We start from the raw sequence: 16,300 nt of genomic DNA, 5'->3' as shown, positions 1-16,300 counted from the left end.
AAAACACTAAAAAACAACCCATACCCATTAATTATCAATAAGTTAATTAAATTAAAAATACAAAAATCAAAACCATGCCAAATTCATCTGGTCTGAACAGATCATAGTGGCCTCTGGGAGCATTGTATCGACCACTCACCTCGGGTAGCCTGCTCAACCATTAAACAAATTCACACGTTTTCTTTGCGGATACCGACTTGTCGTTTAGTCAGACTTTGAACAGGATTTTAATGGACATCGCCTCAACATTTGAATGCCACCGTCGCGCATGAAACACCTCCCCTACTCTCGTAAGTCAACGCACTTCGAAAAACTAATTTCTATCTGGTTGCCGCCACTCAGCAACCTGAATTTTCAGCTGCGCTTCCCTAAGTCTGTTTCAGATTTTCTTTCTATAGCTTTAAAAGCGCAGCCTCAAAACACGACATCACTTTCTGTGATTTCTAGTGGAGACTCATAATGAGCCAACCCGAGACAAATACACCGGAATCAGTCGACGATTCTCGATTGAATAAACGCCTTAAAGATATGCCTGTCGCTATCGTTGGTATGGCGAGCATGTTTGCAAACTCTCGCTACCTGAATAAATTTTGGGATCTTATCAGCGAAAAGATCGATGCGATTACTGAAGTACCAGATACGCACTGGCGTCCAGAAGATTACTACGATTCAGATCGTACTACGCCAGACAAGTCTTACTGTAAGCGCGGTGGTTTCATCCCAGAAGTAGACTTCAACCCAATGGAGTTCGGCCTTCCGCCAAATATCCTAGAACTGACAGACACTTCACAGCTGCTTTCTCTGATCGTGGCAAAAGAAGTACTTGAAGATGCAAAACTTCCAGAAGGTTACGATCGCGACAAGATCGGTATCACGCTCGGTGTTGGTGGTGGTCAAAAGATCGCTCAAAGCCTAAATGCTCGTCTTCAATACCCTGTTTTGAAAAAAGTCTTCAAGAGCAGTGGTATCAGCGACGATGACAGCGAAATGCTGATCAAAAAATTCCAAGACCAATACATCCACTGGGAAGAGAACTCATTCCCTGGTTCATTGGGTAACGTAATATCAGGTCGTATTGCTAACCGCTTTGACCTTGGTGGCATCAACTGTGTAGTAGATGCTGCGTGTGCAGGTTCTCTAGCCGCAATGCGTATGGCTCTAAGTGAGCTGGTTGAAGGCCGCAGTGAAATGATGATCACAGGTGGTGTGTGTACTGATAACTCACCAACCATGTACATGAGCTTCTCTAAAACACCTGCGTTTACCACCAATGAAACCATTCAACCTTTCGACATCGACTCAAAAGGCATGATGATTGGTGAAGGCATCGGCATGGTTGCTCTTAAGCGTCTTGAAGATGCAGAGCGCGACGGCGACAGAATCTACTCAGTGATTAAAGGTGTCGGTTCTTCTTCGGATGGTAAGTTCAAGAGTATTTACGCACCTCGCCCTGAAGGACAAGCAAAAGCACTAAAACGTGCTTACGATGATGCTGGTTTCGCACCGCACACGCTTGGCCTTTTAGAAGCGCACGGTACAGGCACTGCTGCAGGTGATGTGGCTGAATTTGGTGGCTTAAACTCGGTATTCAGTGAGAACAATGAAGAGAAGCAACACATTGCGTTAGGCTCTGTGAAATCTCAAATTGGTCACACTAAATCAACTGCGGGTACTGCAGGTTTAATCAAAGCCGCATTAGCACTGCACCATAAAGTACTGCCGCCAACGATTAACGTATCGGCTCCGAATCCTAAGTTGGATATCGAGAACTCACCGTTCTACCTAAACACACAAACGCGTCCTTGGATGAAACGTGTCGACGGTACACCACGCCGTGCAGGTATCAGCTCATTTGGTTTTGGTGGCACTAACTTCCACGTTGTATTGGAAGAGTACACGCCAGAGCACGCTCGCGGTGATAAATACCGTCAGCGCCAAGTACCGCAAACTCTGTTATTCAGCGCAGAATCTCGTCAAGCATTGATCAATGAGCTAAAACAAGTTTCAACTCAAGCTGCAGACGCTGCGTTCAAACTGGAAGCGCTTGCTGAGCAGCACGCTCTACGCGAAGTAGACGCTAAGCACGCTCGCCTTGGTTTAGTTGTCACTAACCAAGCAGACCTGCAAGCGCAATTGACTCAGGCTGTTTCTATGCTTGAGAGCCAAACCAAAGCACATTGGCAGATGCCAAACGGTACTAGCTATCGTGAGTCAGCACTGATTGCTGAAAACGGTGCAGGTAAAGTGGCAGCGCTATTTGCCGGTCAAGGTTCTCAATACCTAAACATGGGGCGCGAGCTTGCGTGTCACTACCCAGAGATGCGTCAACAGCTTGCTCAAGCGGATCAAGTATTTGGTCAGCACAAGAAAACGGCTCTGTCGCAAATTCTGTTCCCAATTCCAACTTTCACACCAGAAGCAACCAAAGCTCAAGAAGCGGTGTTAACCAACACGGCCAATGCGCAAAGTGCGATTGGTACTGTGTCTATGGGTCAGTTCGACATCATGACTCAAGCTGGCTTCAGAGCAGACATGGTCGCAGGACACAGCTTTGGTGAGCTAAGCGCACTATGTGCATCGGGTGTTATCTCGCAAGACGATTACTACCAGCTAGCTTTCGCTCGTGGCGATGCGATGGCTGCGACACCTGAACAAGGCGACAGCGGTACTATGTTTGCGGTCATCTTAGACGCAGACAAACTTCCAACCGTTGAAAGCTGCATCAGCCAATTCGAAGGCGTGAGTATTGCCAACTACAACGCCCCGACTCAACTGGTTATTGCAGGTCCAACTGCGACGGTTCAACAAGCAGCACAAGCGCTAACAGAACAAGGCTTCAAAGCAATTGCTCTGCCAGTATCTGGCGCTTTCCACACACCGCTTGTTGCTCACGCTCAAAAACCATTTGCTTCCGCAATTGATAAAGCTTCATTCAGCGCTCCAACGCTGCCGCTTTACTCAAACGCAACGGGCAAACTGCACAGCAAAGACGCGAAAGCGATCAAGAAAGCGTTCAAGCAACACATGCTGCAATCGGTTCGTTTCAGCGAGCAAATTGAAGCGATGTATGAAGCAGGTGCGCGTGTATTCGTAGAGTTCGGTCCGAAAAACATTCTTCAAAAGCTGGTCGAAAAAACATTGGCTAATAAGAACGAAGAACTTTACGCAATCAGCATCAACCCAAGCCCTAAAGGCGACAGTGACCAACAGCTTCGTTTAGCTGCGGTTCAACTGTGCGTGGCAGGTGTTTCATTAGACAACATTGACCCTTACCAAGCTGACATTGCTGAACCTGCGAAGGCATCACCAATGAACATCAAGCTGAATGCAACCAACTACATCAGCCCTGCTACTCGTAAGAAAATGGATCAATCATTGGCTTCGGGCAACGTCACCGAAAAGACTGAGATTGTTGAAGTGAAAGTTGAAGTCGAGAAAATCGTGGAAAAAGAAGTGATTAAAACAGAAATCGTTGAAGTACCTGTGGCTGCTCCTCAAGCTTCAAATGTACAACAGTCAACTGCTCCAGCACCAAGCGCACAAGTAGTAACAGCAGCTCAGCAGCCACAAGTGGCGCAACCTGCACCAGCGACTATTCAGCCAGCAGCTCAAGTAACAGTTGATGAATCTTCACTGCAATCGTTCTTCAATGCTCAACAACAAGCAGCAGAAGTACATCAGCAATTCTTGGCGATTCCTCAGCAATACGGTGACACATTCAACACCCTAATGTCTGAGCAAGCGAAAATGGCAACAGCAGGCGTAGCAATTCCTGAGAACCTACAACGTTCTATGGAAATGTTCCACCAGCACCAAGCTGAAACGCTAAAAGCGCACGCTCATTACCTAGAGATGCAAGCACACAGCAACAACTCAGCACTTAATATGCTGACGCAAGGTTCAGTACAAACGGCACAACCAACCTTCGTTGCATCTGTAAATGCTCAGCCAGTGATTCAAGATCCAACTACTCCAGCAGCTATCGTCCAACAGCCTGTAGCTCAAGTACAAACTGCTCCTGTACAGGCTGTGCCAGTTCAAAATACAACAGTTCAGCAAGCTCCAGTCCAGAAAGCCGTTCCTGCACCACAAGTAGTCGCTCAAGCAGCAGCACCTGTTGCAGCTCAGCCTGTGCCAGTAAAAGCACAACCAGCTCCTGTGGCTGCACCAGTAGCAGTACAAACAGCCGACGCTGAAAAAGTGATGCTAGAAGTGGTCGCTGAGAAAACGGGTTACCCAACGGAAATGCTTGATCTAGAAATGGACATGGAAGCAGACCTTGGTATCGACTCTATCAAACGCGTAGAGATTCTTGGTACCGTTCAAGACGAAATGCCAAACCTACCTGAGCTTAACCCTGAAGATTTAGCTGAGTGTCGTACTCTTGGCGAAATCGTTACTTACATGAACAGCAAGATGCCAACATCAGCGCCTGTGGCACCACAATCAAGCGCAGCCGCTCCTGTTCAAGCCGCTAACGGTCTTGATGCGAAAGTCGTTCAACAAACCATGTTAGAAGTGGTTGCTGAGAAGACAGGTTACCCAACGGAAATGCTTGATCTAGAAATGGATATGGAAGCAGACCTTGGTATCGATTCAATCAAGCGTGTTGAGATTCTTGGTACGGTTCAAGATGAACTGCCTACTCTTCCAGAGCTAAATCCTGAAGACTTAGCTGAGTGTCGCACTCTTGGCGAAATTGTTGACTACATGAACAGCAAGCTTCCAGCTTCGGCTCCCGTGTATTCACAAGCACCAGTAGTTGCTCCGGCAACAGCTAGCAATGGTCTAGATGCGGCTGTCGTTCAAAAGACCATGTTAGAAGTAGTAGCAGAGAAGACGGGCTACCCGACTGAAATGCTCGACCTAGCAATGGATATGGAAGCAGACCTTGGTATCGACTCAATCAAGCGTGTTGAAATCCTAGGTACGGTTCAAGACGAACTACCGACTCTTCCAGAGCTAAACCCTGAAGATTTGGCTGAGTGTCGTACTCTTGGCGAAATCGTCGACTACATGAACAGCAAGCTTCCAGCTTCTGCTCCAGTAGCAACTCAAGCATCTGCACCAGCGCAAGCAGTATCAAACGGTTTAAACGCAGAACAAGTTCAAAGCACAATGCTGAGCGTAGTGGCTGATAAAACGGGCTACCCAACAGAAATGCTCGACCTAGCAATGGACATGGAAGCAGACCTTGGCATCGACTCAATCAAACGTGTTGAGATCCTTGGAACAGTTCAAGATCAACTACCAACATTGCCAGAGCTGAACCCTGAAGATCTAGCTGAGTGTCGTACTCTGGGTGAAATCGTTGACTACATGAACAGCAAGTTAGCTCCTAGTTCGGAAGCAGCGACAGTAGCTCCAGCTGCAGAAGTAGAGGCAATTGTAGAAAGCGCAAGCAACGACCTAAACCCTGCTCATGTTCAATCAACAATGATGGAAGTGGTTGCCGATAAAACTGGCTACCCAGCAGAAATGCTCGACCTAGCGATGGACATGGAAGCAGACCTTGGTATCGACTCTATCAAACGCGTTGAGATCCTAGGTACAGTTCAAGACCAGCTACCAACGCTGCCAGAACTAAACCCTGAAGACCTAGCTGAGTGTCGTACGCTTGGTGAAATCGTTACTTACATGCAAAGCAAGCTATCCGCTGCTGCACCCGTAGCGACTCCAAAAGCTGAATCAGTAACGCCTATCGCAGAAACAGCGACAGCGGAACTTCCTCCACACAATGAGGTAGCGCTAAAAAAGCTACCAGCGGCAGATAAACTCGTCGATTGTTTCTCAAAAGACGCTTGTGTCGTGATCACAGATGATGGTCACAACGCTGGTGTTCTAGCAGAAAAGTTGACCGCTAACGGCATTCAAGTTGCCGTAGTGCGTAGTGCTCTTTCTGCCGCGTCACCTTTAAACAGTGAAATCGCAAGCTACACACTCAACAGCGTCGATGATGCGGGTGTGACTGCGGTGATTAACGACATCGAAGCAGACCTTAAAACGTCGAACAAAGTGATTGCTGGCTTCATTCATTTACAAGCTATCGTTGATACTAAGCAAAGCAACGAGCAAGCGGTTAACTTGAATGCAGACTCAAGAGCTTCACTAACCACAGCGTTCTTATTCGCGAAGCACCTAAATGGTCAGCTGAATACCGTTTCTGGTCGCAGCGTGTTCTTCACACTAAGCCGTATCGATGGTGGCTTTGGTTACCTAGATACTAAGCAATTAGCGAATGCAGAACTTAACCAAGCCGCGCTGTCTGGTCTCACTAAGACACTGAGCCATGAATGGTCAAACGTGTTCTGCCGTGCATTGGATGCTGATGCTTCTATTGATGCTCGTCACCTAGCTGAAGCTATCACAGGCGAACTGTTCGATATCGATACCAACACGGTTGAAATCGGTCTTAGCCATGCGGAAAACGGTGAATCTGGTCGTGCAACATTGATTGCGGCAACACCGGGTGCTGCACAAACGAAGAACACAGGCGCTCAACTCACCAAGAGCGACAAAGTTCTCGTGACAGGTGGCGCTAAAGGCGTAACGTTTGAATGTGCACTGACGCTTGCTAAGCAATGCAAATCTCACTTCATTCTTGCAGGTCGTAGTAAGCATATTACTTCAGCTGAGCTACCTCAGTGGGCACAAGGCAAGCAAGAGAAAGAGCTAAAACCAGCAGCTATTGCTCACCTACAAGCAACAGGTGACAAACCAACGCCGAAGAAAGTTGATGCCTTGCTAAAACCTGTATTGAGCAGCCTTGAAATCAACGCAGCACTTGCCGCTTTCAACGAGATTGGCGCAAGCGCTGAATACCTAAGCCTAGATGTATCGAACCATGAGTCTGTAGCGAAAACACTGGCGAATTTCGACGGCATCACGGGTCTTATCCACGGCGCAGGCGTACTGGCTGACAAACACATTCAAGACAAAACACTTGATGAACTGAACATGGTTTACGGCACCAAAGTGGGCGGACTAGAAGCGGTTCTTAGTGGTCTTGATAGCAGTAAGCTAAAACTGATTGCGATGTTCTCTTCGGCGGCGGGTTTCTACGGAAACACTGGCCAAAGTGATTACTCGATGTCTAACGAGATCCTAAACAAAGCGGCTCTACAACTGTCTGCGCGCAACCCTCAAGCGAAAGTGATGAGCTTCAACTGGGGACCGTGGGACGGTGGCATGGTCAACGCAGCACTGAAACGTATGTTCACAGAGCGCGGTGTGTACGTGATTCCTCTTCAGGCGGGTGCAGAGCTGTTTAGCTCTCAACTACTGAACGAAACTGGCATTCAACTGCTGGTTGGTACGAGCATGCAAGGTTCTGACAACAAGGAAGCTGCTGTAAAAAAGCTTAATGCGGAGTCTGTGCATCTTGCAAAGAGTCCGCTGAATACAAGCATCACTGTGACACGTCATCTTGATCCAAAGGCATTGCCTTTCATTCAAGATCACTGCATTGCCGGTAACCCTGTGTTACCGACAGTGTGTGCCATCCAATGGATGCGTGAAGTCGCAGAGCAACTGTTAGGGGTGAACGTTAGCGTTCACAACTACAAACTGCTTAAGGGTGTGATTTTTGATACTGATGAAGTGCAAGAGCTGAAACTGGTTCTTTCTTCTGATGCTAAATCAAAAGAGCAGCTAAAAGCAGTGATCAGTTGCCAAGGGCGACCACAGTATCAAGCTCAGTTGCAAGTTGCCTCTGTGCAAGTGTCTGAAGATGTTAAAAAAGCGTCAGAAAAGCACTTTGAAGCCAACACTTCAGCACCTGTAACAACGGCACAAGCTCTATACAGTGACGGCACTCTGTTTCACGGACCAAGACTGCAAGGTATTACCTCAGTTGAACGCTTTGACGACTTAGGCTTATTGGCTCAATGCCAGTTGCCTCAGATTGAAAACAGCGACTGCGGAGCATTTATTCCTAAGCAAGGCTTTGGCGATAGCCAGCCATTTGCTGAAGATTATCTGTTGCAAGCCATGTTGGTATGGGCTCGATTGAAATACGGCGCGGCAAGCCTACCGTCTGCAATCGGTGAGTTTGTTTGTTACGCACCGATGCACAACGGTGACCAAGGTTGGCTAGAGCTGAGCGTGATAAAAAGCACGGCTCGTTCTCTGCAAGCTGATATCTCGCTTTACCACCAAGATGGTCGTTTAAGTGCGGTAATGAAAGGTGCAAAAGTCACCATCAGCAAGAGCTTAAACGACGCATTTTTGCCGAAGTCTAGCTCAGCAGTATCAAAGAAAGAGGCGACTAAGAACCCAGAAAAGGAGCAATTGTCATAGTGACTGTTCCTACTAATAAAGCGATGCCATTGCGCATTGCTCTTTTAGCTCAGCCAGCAAACGCGGCTGAGCTTTCTGCCGACTTATCACCTTCGCTTCCAGAGATGGTTGCTGTTGTGGTTGATGGCAATTTTAATCAAGCACTTGCTCACGCCATCGAGACAGTCAATCAAGGTAATGTTGTTAAGCTTTGTTTGGATTCTCATTCTCCATCATTGTTGATGTTGAGTGCGTTGATGGCTGCTCAAAACAAGATTCATCCACACGCTTATCTAGCGAGTTTTGCAGATGCAGCTACCGAAGATAGCATTCAGCTAGCTCTGGATATTGCGCGCCGCCCCGCGACAGATTTAAACCATCAACGACAATATTCTGCACTTTCTGCTTCGCAGCAGTTTGATGAATTTTTGAATATGGTTAATGCGATATCGAGCCGTTCATTACCGAGCTATTCATTACCTAACCACTACTGGTTCACTGAGCCGAACAAAGCACGTGTTGCTGCGTTAACCTTCAGCGAAGAAAACAAGAAATCCACCAGCCTGATATTGACTCAAGCGACCGGTTTGCAAGAACCAAAACCCTTGCTATCGAGCGAGCGTTTGATGTTTGTGGTTTCTGGCAATGACCAAGCTGAATTGGTTTCTCAGTTGACCTCACTAAGAGCTGAGCTTAAATGCGTTAACGAAGCGGCAGACAGCAAACTTGCTATCGCTACCTTGATGCATTCAAACCTAAGTCACTTGCAAAGCATTCAGCACAATGCTGGCCGTAGTGCGAACATCGTGATTCAAGCGGCTTCAATTGATGCTGCAATACAAGAGATCACAGCGCTAGAAAATGCGTTGCCAAAAGTAATGGCTGAAAATAGCCAATACAAAACGCCAGCGGGCAGTTGTTTCTCACCGATGCCTCAAAGCAAAGGTGGCGTTGCATTTGTTTACCCTGGTGTTGGCACGGTTTATCCCGGTATGTTGCGCGAGTTTCACCACCATTTCCCACAGTTATTTGCTCGTTTAGAACGTGAAGGTAACTTGAAAGAGATGCTGCAGGCCGAGAAAACTTACGCTGACGACTCGCAAGAAATGTCGCTCAGTGAACTGGCAATTGCAGGTGTGGGCAGTAGTTATCTGCTAACACAACTGCTATGTGATGAATTCAAAGTACAGCCAGATTTCGCCTTGGGTTACTCCAAGGGTGAAGCCTCAATGTGGGCTAGCTTAAATGTTTGGAAGAACCCACATGCGCTGATTGAGATGACTCAAACTAGCCCTATTTTCACCACGGCTATTTCTGGCGAACTCACCGCGGTGCGTCAAGATTGGCAGCTGAACAGCGACGAAGGTATCCAATGGAATAGCTTTGTGGTTCGCAGTGATGCGCAAGCGATTGAGGCTCTGTTACCAGAATTCCCACGCGCTTATCTCGCTATCATCCAAGGTGACACTTGCGTACTGGCCGGTTGTGAAAGCACCTGTCGTGCATTGCTCAAAAAACTGGGTAAACGTGGCATTGCCGCGAATCGTGTTACCGCAATGCACACCACACCAGCATTGAGCCAACATAGCCAAGTGCGTGAGTTTTACACGCAACCACTGTTCGACGAATTGCCAAAGCATATCCGCTTTATCAGCGCAGCAGGTCTACCGACGGGCACACCAATCAATATCGACAGCGACAGCATCGCCCTTTCGATTGCCGACACTTTCTGTTCGACGCTGGATTTCACTGCGTTGATCCAGAGTGCGCGTCAGCAAGGTGCTCGCCTGTTTGTCGAAGTAGGTGCCGATCGTCAAACCAGCACATTGATCGACAAGATCAATCGTAGCGACAACGTAGCCGACCAAGTCTGCACAATCGCTTCCAATGCCAAAGGCGGTGACGATGTTGTCACGCTCATCAAGTGCATTGGTCAGCTCATTACTCATCAAATCCCATTGTCTGTCGAGCCTCTTATCCAAGGGCTAGAACAACAGATCATCGCCGCTAAGCAATTAAGTGGTGTGTCTCAAGGCAGCGCAGTGAATCATCAAGGAGAGCTAGTATGAGTTCTCAATCGAAGCCATCTCAATATCAAGCTCAAGCTCAGAACAAACAGCAAGTAAAGTGCAATAAGATCGCGATTGTCGGTATTGCTAACCAATACCCAGAAGCGGATACGCCAAAAGACTTTTGGCAAAACTTGCTAGATAAAAAAGATTCTCGAACCACATTAAGCGCTGAAAAGTTAGGATCTAAACCTGAAAACTATCAGGGCGTGCAAGGCGAATCAGACCGCTTTTACTGTGACAAAGGCGGCTACATCGAAAACTTCAATTTCGATAGCAATGGCTACCGCTTAACAGCCGAGTCGTTCAACGGTGTTGACCAAAGTTTCCTATGGGCTTTGGATACCAGCCGCAAGGCTTTAGTTGACGCCGGCATTGATTTAAATGCCGATGTTTTAGAGCGCACTGGTGTGATCATGGGGGCCCTTTCGTTCCCAACCACACGCTCAAACGATCTGTTTCTGCCGATGTATCACTCGGTGGTCGAGAAAGCACTAAAAGATAAATTGGCTAATGACCAATTTTCACTGCTACCAACCAATGAAACTGCTCAAGACCTCAACCCGATCAACGGTGCGGCAGCACACAACGCCTCTAAGTTAGTGGCTGATGCATTGGGTTTAGGCAACGTACAACTGAGTCTAGATGCCGCATGTGCAAGCTCTGTGTATTCATTGAAGTTAGCGTGTGATTACTTGAACACAGGTAAAGCCGACATGATGTTGGCAGGTGCGGTATCCGGTGCTGACCCATTCTTTATCAACATGGGTTTTTCCATCTTCCACGCTTACCCTGATCACGGTGTGTCGGTTCCGTTTGATAGCAATAGTAAAGGTCTGTTTGCTGGCGAAGGTGCCGGTGTTTTAGTCCTAAAACGTTTGGCTGATGCAGAGCGTGATGGCGACAACATCTACGCAGTCGTCAGCGGTATTGGCTTGTCGAACGATGGCCGTGGCCAGTTCGTATTAAGCCCAAATAGCAAGGGACAAGTACAAGCCTTTGAACGTGCTTACGAGGCTTCAAACCTATCACCAGACAGCATTGAAGTGATTGAGTGTCACGCAACCGGCACACCATTAGGTGATAAGGTTGAATTAACCTCAATGGAGCGTTTCTTTGCTGACAAATTGAATGGTTCTAACCCGCCATTGATTGGCTCTGCCAAGTCCAACCTCGGTCACTTGCTGACTGCGGCAGGTATGCCAGGGATCATGAAAATGATCTTTGCGATGAAAGAAGGTGTGCTTCCTCCAAGTATTAATTTGGATAAGCCACTATCGTCGCCAGAAGGTTTATTTGGCTCACAAACTCTGCCAACACAGGTGCAACCTTGGCCAAGTAAAGCGGGCAACCAAGAGCGCTGCGCGGGTGTTTCTGTCTTTGGTTTCGGTGGTTGTAACGCTCACTTACTGCTTGAAGCGTATTCTGATAAGAGTCATGCAAATCAGACTCTAGAGTCAGCGTCTCCAAGCCTACAATCGCCTAATTTAAGCATTACCGGCCTCGCATCGCACTTCGGTTCTCTGCAAAGCATCAATGCGCTAAGCACTGCGATTGAGACCAACAACGATGCTTTCATTGCTTTGCCTAAGAAGCGCTGGAAAGGCTTAGACCAACATCCAGAACTACTGAATCAGTTTGGTTTACACGGCATTCCAAACGGGGCTTACATCGATCAATTCGATCTCGATTTCCTACGCTTCAAAGTGCCGCCTAATGAAGATGACCGTTTGATCTCTCAGCAGTTACTACTGATGAAAGTTGCAGACGAAGCCATTAAAGATGCCAAGCTTGTGGCAGGCCAAAAGGTCGCAGTACTGGTCGCTATGGAAACAGAGCTTGAGATGCATCAATTCCGTGGACGTGTAAACCTGCATAGCCAACTGGCTGACAGCTTTGCCAACATGGGTATTGAGCTAACACAAGACGAATACCAATCGCTAGAAACCATCGCAATGGACAGTGTGATGGACGCAGCTAAGCTGAACCAATACACCAGTTTCATCGGCAATATCATGGCTTCGCGTATCTCTTCATTGTGGGACTTTAACGGCCCTGCCTTTACGATTTCAGCCGCTGAACAGTCAGTTGCTCGTTGTATCGATGTAGCACAAAACCTCATGTCGCAAGAGTCGATGGACGCAGTCGTGATTGCAGCCGTTGACCTTAGTGGCAGTGCAGAACATGTGATTCTGAAGAACAGCGTGAGCCCAGTGTCACTTGCTCCAAAATTCGGACAACCGCAAGACGGCTGTTGGAATGTGGGCGAAGGCGCAGGTGCAATTGTTCTTGTTGAAGAGAGTCGAGTGGTGAGCAACCAAGATACGGCTTACGGCAGCATCAACGCATTGGCTTTTGGTTCAAGCGAGAATAACAACGCCGTTGTTGATGAGTTACTGACTCAAGTTGGTATCAGCTCGAACGATGTTTCTCTGCTTGAGCTTAACCATGCACCAGAGTCTTCATCATATCAGTCTTCATCTCTAAGTTTAGGGAACACAAAGACGACTCAAGCGAGTCAGCGTGTTGGTCATTGCTCTGCAGCTTCTGGTATGGCAAGCCTGCTACACGGTCTGCTCAACCTGAACCTTGCACCTCTTAATCCAAATATCAATTCTAAGAGTGCGATTGTCGCCAACATCAGCGAAGGACAATGTTCACAGCTGCTACTAAGCCAATCGAGTGTTGAATCTCAATCACTTTCTGTTCGTTTAAGCAATGAACTGGCGAGCGATGCTAAACGTCAATTGGTTAAACAAGTGACTCTTGGTGGTCGCGATATCTATCAACATATTGCCCAAACCCCAGTAACCAACTTGGCAACGATTCAACAGAAAGCTTCTGGTAAACAAGCAGCAAGAGTGGCGTCGATTCCAACGACAGCAAGCATTCAAGCAGCCCTTGCGCAAAAAGAGTTAGAGAAGAATGCATTAGCGCAGAACGCGGTAGAGCCAGTCATCGAAACTCCTACATCAGTATCCCCTACTCTGGCGCCAACTCGCCACAGTCAGCTAACAGGTAACCACAGCAATATGACTCATGTCCTATCCGCTAAAAATGGCGAATCGAATATCGACGCTAATACGGATGCAGCATTACAGCCGTCTGTAACACCACACAACCAAGCTTTTGCTCAAAACCAGCAAGCGGCGCAGCAAGTACACAAAGCATTCCTGCACACTCGTGCCCAAGGCATGCAAATGGCTGATGCGCTATTAAAAGCACAGCTAAACGCAATTACGTCTGGTTTAGATAGCTCAACCGAAACACCAGCTCAGCCTGTTCAAGCTCAACCAGCTCAGGTTCAGTCAACGCCAGTCAACGTACTTGCGACACCAGCACCAGTGAAACCGATCCGTAAACCATGTATCTGGGATTACGATGATCTGGTTGAATACGCGGAAGGTGATATTGCAAACGTATTTGGCCCCGATTACGCGATCATCGATAGCTACTCGCGCCGCGTTCGCTTGCCAACCACCGACTACCTATTGGTATCTCGTGTCACTAAGCTCAACGCGACCGTTAACGAGTACAAGCCAAGCACAATGACCACCGAATACGACATCCCAGTTGATGCGCCGTATCTTGTCGATGGTCAGATCCCTTGGGCAGTGGCGGTAGAATCTGGTCAGTGTGACCTAATGCTAATCAGCTACCTAGGCATTGATTTCGAAAACAAAGGCGAGCGTGTTTATCGCCTGCTTGATTGTACGCTGACTTTCCTTGGTGACTTGCCTCGTGGTGGCGATACGCTGCGTTACGATATCTCAATCAACAACTTTGCTCGCAATGGCGACACGCTGCTGTTCTTCTTCTCGTACGAGTGTTTCGTTGGCGACAAGATGATCCTGAAAATGGATAACGGCTGTGCGGGCTTCTTCACTGATGAAGAGCTAGCAGATGGCAAAGGTGTGATTCACACTGAAGATGAAATCAAGGCTCGTAAGCTTGCAACTAAGCAACGCTTCGACCCTATGTTGCACTGCCCTAAAACCCAGTTTAACCACCAAGAATTGCGTCATCTACTGACAGCCAACATTGCAGAGTGTTTTGGTCCAACTCACCAATCCAATAGCCACCAGCCTTCTTTGTGCTTCAGCTCAGAGAAGTTCATGATGATCGAAAAGGTTAGCCGTGTTGAACCGCAAGGCGGCACATGGGGACTTGGTCTGATTGAAGGTCATAAACAACTAGAGCCTGAACACTGGTACTTCCCTTGTCACTTCAAAGATGACTCAGTAATGGCTGGCTCTTTGATGGCAGAAGGTTGTGGTCAACTGCTTCAGTTCTTCATGATGCACCTCGGCATGCACACGCTTGTCCAAAATGGTCGTTTCCAACCACTTGAAAATGCCCCTCAACAAGTACGCTGTCGTGGTCAAGTTCTACCACAATCGGCAGAGCTGACGTACCGCATGGAAGTGACTGAGATTGGTCTAAGCCCTCGTCCATACGCGAAAGCCAACATCGATATTTTGCTGAAGGGCAAAGTGATTGTTGATTTCCAAAACTTGGGTGTGATGATCAAAGAAGACGACGAATGTACTCGTTACCTGCCTTCTTTAGAAACAGCTGTCGCGACCCCTGTTATCGAAAACTTGGGCCATACGCCAGCAGTGAACCAACAAGCTTCAGCAAATGCGCCATTGATGGCTCAAATTGAAGACCTAGAAACGGCGCCAAACAAAGGTGTGGTTCCTCTTCAACACGTTGAAGCTCCGGTAACTCCAGATTACCCAAATCGCACACCCGATACGGTTCCGTTCACGCCTTACCACATGTTCGAATTCGCGACTGGCGATATCGAGAAATGTTTCGGCCCTGATTTCTCTATCTACCGTGGAATGATTCCACCACGTACTCCGTGTGGCGACCTACAGCTAACTACTCGCGTTGTTGAGATCGACGGTAAGCGTGGCGACTTCAAGAAGCCTTCATCATGTATCGCAGAGTACGAAGTGCCAGAAAACGCATGGTACTTTGATGAAAACAGCCACCAAACCCTAATGCCTTACTCGGTATTGATGGAGATTTCACTGCAGCCAAACGGCTTTATCTCTGGCTACATGGGCACCACACTGGGCTTCCCAGGTGAAGAACTGTTTTTCCGCAACCTAGATGGCAGCGGCAAAATGTTGCGTAACGTCGACTTACGCGGCAAAACGATTACCAACGATTCTCGCCTGCTTTCAACAGTAATGATGGGCACCAACATAGTACAGAGCTTCAGCTTTGAACTGAGCACTGACGGCGTGCCGTTCTACCAAGGTACAGCGGTATTTGGTTACTTCAAGGGCGCAGCACTGAAAGATCAGCTTGGTTTGGACAACGGTAAGGTAACTCACCCTTGGCACGTTGATAACAACCGCACGCCGGATGTAAACATCAACCTGTTAGACAAAACGACGCGTTACTTCAATGCACCTGTTTCTGCTACTGGTGAAGTGCAAGAACACTACCAACTGGCTGGCGGTCGCTTGAACTTTATCGATACGGTGCAGATCACCAGCGATGGTGGTAAAGACGGTCTGGGTTACCTATACGCTGAGCGTACAATTGACCCAAGCGATTGGTTCTTCCAGTTCCACTTCCATCAAGATCCGGTAATGCCAGGTTCTCTAGGTGTCGAAGCGATCATCGAACTGATGCAAACCTACGCTCTAAACAAAGATCTTGGCGCTGGCTTCCGCAATCCGAAGTTTGGTCAAATCCAATCTGAAGTGAAATGGAAATACCGTGGTCAAATTAACCCTCTGAACAAACAGATGTCTCTGGATGTACACATCACTGCGATTAAAGACGAAGACGGCAAACGTATCATCGTTGGCGACGCAAACCTGAGCAAAGATGGTCTGCGTATTTACGAAGTGAAAGACATCGCAATTTGTATCGAAGAAGCCCCTGCTAGCGATAAAGCTTCTGGTATCAAGAAAGCATAAGCCGCCATTAGA

Annotated in this window: 4 protein-coding genes; all 4 read left to right on the top strand. The window is 47.8% G+C overall.

The window, feature by feature from the left end:
• Positions 1–268 precede the first annotated feature (268 nt).
• Genes AC3CKG_RS04260 through AC3CKG_RS04245 form a run of 4 tightly spaced genes read left to right on the top strand, consistent with a single transcriptional unit; the run spans position 269 to position 16,288 of the window.
• The gene (locus AC3CKG_RS04260; protein WP_017098773.1) at positions 269–460 is read left to right on the top strand and encodes a hypothetical protein; all 192 of its coding nucleotides are present in this window, start codon (positions 269–271) and stop codon (positions 458–460) included.
• Positions 460–8,298, top strand: a complete 7,839-nt coding sequence (locus AC3CKG_RS04255) for a phosphopantetheine-binding protein (protein WP_488528851.1) — start codon at positions 460–462, stop codon at positions 8,296–8,298. Before AC3CKG_RS04260 ends, AC3CKG_RS04255 begins: the two co-directional genes overlap by 1 nt.
• Complete coding sequence (locus tag AC3CKG_RS04250) at positions 8,298–10,346, top strand: PfaB family protein (protein ID WP_488528850.1); 2,049 nt, start codon at positions 8,298–8,300, stop codon at positions 10,344–10,346. Before AC3CKG_RS04255 ends, AC3CKG_RS04250 begins: the two co-directional genes overlap by 1 nt.
• Positions 10,343–16,288: a hotdog fold thioesterase gene (locus tag AC3CKG_RS04245; RefSeq protein ID WP_488528849.1), complete on the top strand. Its 5,946-nt coding sequence runs from the start codon at positions 10,343–10,345 to the stop codon at positions 16,286–16,288. The genes AC3CKG_RS04250 and AC3CKG_RS04245 overlap by 4 nt, the downstream gene beginning before the upstream one ends.
• The last annotated feature ends 12 nt before the right edge of the window (positions 16,289–16,300 follow it).

This window comes from Vibrio sp. QJM3NY_15, assembly GCF_057785995.1.
This window is presented reverse-complemented; position numbering and strand designations above follow the sequence as displayed.